Source organism: Hydrogenophaga atypica (genome assembly GCF_042665215.1).
GTDB classification, from domain to species: domain Bacteria; phylum Pseudomonadota; class Gammaproteobacteria; order Burkholderiales; family Burkholderiaceae_C; genus Hydrogenophaga; species Hydrogenophaga defluvii_A.
In genome coordinates, this window is the sequence record NZ_JBHTCA010000060.1 from 1 (window position 1) to 4,034 (window position 4,034).

At 59.3% G+C, this 4,034-nt stretch carries 5 protein-coding genes and 1 pseudogene; 4 read left to right on the forward strand and 2 right to left on the reverse strand.

From position 1 onward, the window contains the following. The 3 genes from tnpC to ACFQPB_RS23635 all read left to right on the forward strand — a co-directional run. Positions 1–586, forward strand: a 586-nt coding sequence (tnpC, locus tag ACFQPB_RS23625) for an IS66 family transposase (protein WP_382228807.1), incomplete at its 5' end; no start/stop codon positions are given. A gap of 23 nt (positions 587–609) precedes the next feature. Next, positions 610–1,104 (forward strand): hypothetical protein, encoded by a 495-nt coding sequence (locus tag ACFQPB_RS23630; RefSeq protein ID WP_382228810.1) that lies wholly within the window; start codon positions 610–612, stop codon positions 1,102–1,104. 109 nt (positions 1,105–1,213) lie between these two features. Then, positions 1,214–1,879, forward strand: a complete 666-nt coding sequence (locus ACFQPB_RS23635; RefSeq protein ID WP_382228813.1) for a hypothetical protein — start codon at positions 1,214–1,216, stop codon at positions 1,877–1,879. Between the two features lie 91 nt (positions 1,880–1,970). On the opposite strand, the gene ACFQPB_RS23640 is transcribed toward ACFQPB_RS23635, so the two are convergent. Continuing rightward, on the reverse strand, positions 1,971–2,264 hold the full coding sequence (locus ACFQPB_RS23640; RefSeq protein ID WP_382228816.1) for a helix-turn-helix domain-containing protein: 294 nt from the start codon (positions 2,262–2,264) through the stop codon (positions 1,971–1,973). Between the two features lie 2 nt (positions 2,265–2,266). Further along, positions 2,267–3,631: a type II toxin-antitoxin system HipA family toxin gene (locus ACFQPB_RS23645; protein WP_382228819.1), complete on the reverse strand. Its 1,365-nt coding sequence runs from the start codon at positions 3,629–3,631 to the stop codon at positions 2,267–2,269. A gap of 311 nt (positions 3,632–3,942) precedes the next feature. On the opposite strand from ACFQPB_RS23645, the pseudogene ACFQPB_RS23650 reads away from it, so the two are divergent. Beyond that, positions 3,943–4,034, forward strand: a pseudogene (locus ACFQPB_RS23650) (IS6 family transposase); the annotation flags it as partial.

A 4,034-nucleotide genomic window follows, 5' to 3' on the forward strand; every position in this document is an offset into this window, starting at 1 on the left:
CTGGGCGCACGCGCGCCGACCGTGGTGGGACCTGTACCTGAGCAGCGGCAAAGACGAGACGTCGATCGCGGCACAGGCGCTCAGACGCATTGCCGATCTGTATGCCATCGAGCGCGACATTCGGGGAAAGCCTCCCGACATTCGACAGGCCCAACGCCAGGCGCGTGCCGGGCCGCTGCTGCAGGAGATGCACGCCTGGCTCAGCCAGTTGGTGGGTCGGGTGTCGGCCAAATCGGAATTGGCCAAAGCCATTGGCTACAGCCTGACACGCTGGCAGGCCCTGATGCGGTATTGCCAAGATGGGCGCATCGAGATGGACAACAACGCCGCAGAGCGGGCATTGCGCGGGGTGGCTTTGGGACGGGGCAACTACCTGTTCATGGGATCGGATGCCGGCGGCGAGCGGGCGGCGGCGATCTACAGCCTGGTGCAAACGGCCAAACTCAACGGCATCGACCCCGAGGCCTACCTGCGGGAGGTGCTTGGCCGCATTGCGGACCACCCCATCAACCGCATCGATGAGTTGCTGCCCTGGAACCTGATGCGGCAGTCCCGTCAGGTGGATCAACAGCGCAAGGCGGCATGAGCGTACCGGGCATTGATCCGCGGGTGCTGGACGCCCTGCAGAATGCGAGCAGCTTGGAGCTGTTTCAGCTCAGCACATTGATCGAGCGGTTATTGGCAGACCCTCGGCGCATCATTGCCGTGCGCAAGGACATGAACCTGGGTCAGACCGTGCGATTTGTGGACTGGCGCGATGGCAGTATGCGAGAAGGCAAGGTCGTGGCCATGCGTGACACGCAGGTCACGCTGCAGGACCTGCGCGAGCGCAAAGAGTGGAAGTTGCCATACGCCGCTATCGAGCCGCCGCAGCTCAATCCTGCTGAGCGCCCTCAAGCGGTGGAGCCGCAACCACCTGCCCCAGCTCGACCAACACGCAGCGACTTTCGCTGCGGGGCGAAGGTCGCCTTTGAGGACAAATACCTGCAGATCGTGGTGGGCACCATCGTGCGCATCAACAGCCGCACTGCAACCATCGACCCCGGTGATGGCACCCAGTGGCGCGTCGGCTTCGGTTTGCTGCGGCACATCCTGGATGTCTGACCATCCCTCACAGACCTCGTCAAGAGGGTGCTGAGGCGACGCTTACGTTGATGAAGTTCTTGCAGCCATTGTCACGGATGACCGCCTGTACCAGGACCTGGGTCATGCTTTGACGTTTCCACCGCTGCATGTCCTCACAGCGTTGCTCTCTGGATGGACATGGCTTCATGCCGACAAACACAACAAATACAGGGCTCGCGACCAACTTGACAGCAGTGTCGTTTTTTCAGAACTTGAGCAGGTTGCAATTGCGGTTATCGAGAGGCATCGCGGGGTGGTCACTCGCAACGATTTGTTCCAAGTTATTGTGGAGGAACGGGGATGGACAAATGTTTCCTTGAGCCTGCTCCTGTCATCTTCACCGATTTTTTGGAAAATTGAGCATGCACTCTATGCATTACGGTGCAGACCTCTTGACCCACATGCATTCATTGAAGCCAGGTCACGGCGAGCAATGCAATTGGCCAAGCCTGACATCCACTTGCCACCTGATTTATCAAAACCGCTGCGGTTTGATGTGACTCAATCTGGATCGACGGAGCCAATCAACAAGAGAGTCGTATACATACCAAGCGTTCTACGTGAACATGTGTCCGGTTATTTTCGACATGCCAGTGGATCCGGTCCGGAAATCAAAGTGACTGACCTTCAGGTGAGGAAGCTATCTGGCTTTGCATCGAGCATTGGAATCATTCCCAAGCAGACTTTTGAGCTTGTCATTGATCTTGCGAATCGCACCTATGATGTCGCGATCAAGAACGAGGTTGCCAACTAAGCTCAGTGTGAGGCGTCAATGAAGAGGGCGCCAGCATTTGGCCATGCCTGCGACCAACCGCCCATGACGGCCACACGCTGTGGTTCCCAATTCAATTTCGCCTTGGCTTCTTGGGCACGAAGCCGACCTCCAGGCCGAAGATGCCCGCGATCTTGTTGAGCGTGTCCACCGTGGGGTTGCCCTTGCCGCTGATGATCTGGCGCAAGGCCTGGGTGCTCACGCCACGATGTTCCGCAAATTCAGGCTGTGTCAGCCGTGAGATGCGCTGCATGAGGCGAACGGCTTCGGGAATGCTGATCTCGTTCTCTCGCAGCCGCTGGAACAGCTCAAGCCGGCGCGCGTCGTCCTGCGCGCTGTCTCTATCAGGGGAAAGTCGCTTGTCCACGATCAGTGCCCTTTCGCGCGAAGCTTTTGGGTTGTGGCTGCGCGCTTGCGCGGCGCGCGAGAGGCCTTGACTGGGATGGCCTGCAGCTCGCGTGTGACACGCTCAATGGCGCCCTGGCACTGCTCCAGCACCTCAGGCTCGACGCCCTCATCACGGCAGATGGCGGGCAGCTTCTCCAGATCGGCGCCAAAAGCCTTCAGGCGCTGCGCGATGGTGGTTTTCTCATCATCGGCCACCACCAGCTGCTCGACGGCTTCTGTGAGGGTTTCAATGCGCTTGCCGCCCATGTCCCGCCAGTGCACGGCCCGGGAAATGCCCTCAGGGTCCATGAACATCGGGCAGAAGTCAAAAACCGGGGTGAGTTGGCAGGTTCCATCAGGCAGGATCTGCATGGCCGTGTTGCGCGCGTGGTTGTCGGTGTTGCGCAGCGCCTGGTTCATCGCATCACGCAAGATGTACTCGACCGTTTCGCCGGTGGGGTCGGTGGCGTGCACACGCAAGGCCTTGATCAGCGCGTTGTGATCGGTGGGCACGGCAAAGCCTTTGAGCCCGGCAATGCTGGCCAGTGACTCTTGATGGAGTCGCACGACACCCGAAGCCTCAACGATTCGGTCAAAGCGCTGCACGAAGAGCATGTCGCCATGCAGAGCGGGTTTGCCGTGGGTGCGAAGCCCCATGCGCTCGGCCACGCGCAGGTAGGCCGCTTCATTGCGCAGCACGGTGCGGTCCTCAGGATTGCGACCGCGCGGGCGTTTGACAAGCCAGTGCGACTCGACTGCCTCATCCGGCAGGGCCATGTCGGCAAACCAGCGGCCCTGGGCGCCCTGGTTGAGCAAGAACTTCGGTGCGACGCCCTGCACACCCGTGGTGCCGGCCGCCAGCATGGCGTGCACGGAGAGGTGGTCGAGGAAGTCTTCGCTCTTGGTTGCGATGTCTTTGAGGGTGAAGCCGTCAAGGTAGTCCCGCGTTGAGTCCTTCTCCACCTGGGCGCGATAGAAGTCCATGGCGGTGGTCACTCGAAGGCGACCAATGGGGTTGAAAGCCCCATTCATGATCAGAGGGACGATTTGGGTGGCATCACTGCGCATGCCGAGCAGCCCGAGCAGGAACTCACGCCCCCTGCCCTGTGGCACCAGGTCAAAAAGGAAAGCGGGGGTTGGGTCTGGTGGAGCCAAGCCTTGCAGATCATCGGCCGCACCCGCATAGGGGTCCATATTCAGAGGCAGGCCAAGGGAAATGGGCAGTGATTCGTGGCTGAACAGGTAACCCGTGTCGTAGTCCACGCGGATGCGATCTTCCCCAAGCACGTGCAACTTGGCAGCGCGGTACCACTGTCCGTTGCGGTGGATCTCAATGTACGGGGGCATGCAATTTACCTATCTGAATAGGCAAATTCTCGCATAATCCATAGCCTTGTGTGTACTTTAATAGGCAATTTATAGCCCCGGGCCGCCGCACCGACTGTCAAACCGGTTCGAACTCCACCTCTTCGCGCTTGGCATAAGCGCCTCAAAAAACTTAGTTTGCATCAGTTTGGTGAGGTTTGCGAGGCGTTCTTTGTCGCGAAAACGGCTTCAAGATCGAGGGTTCTTGCGCGTGCGGTGCTGAATTCCGCCTTCAGGAATCTCAAACCAGATCCAGCCGGTTGTGTCGCAATAAGCGGAACGGCTAGGATTTGATGATGCAAGCGTTGTCAATCCAGCTCCAGAATTCGGTCCTGCGTGGGGTCCTCAAACGGCTGCACTATCCGCTGGAAGTGATGCTGGTGTG

Coding starts and splice junctions, on each gene's coding strand:
- ACFQPB_RS23645 (WP_382228819.1), bottom strand. CDS start 3,631: ATGCCCCCGTACATTGAGATCCACCGCAACGGACAGTGGTACCGCGCT.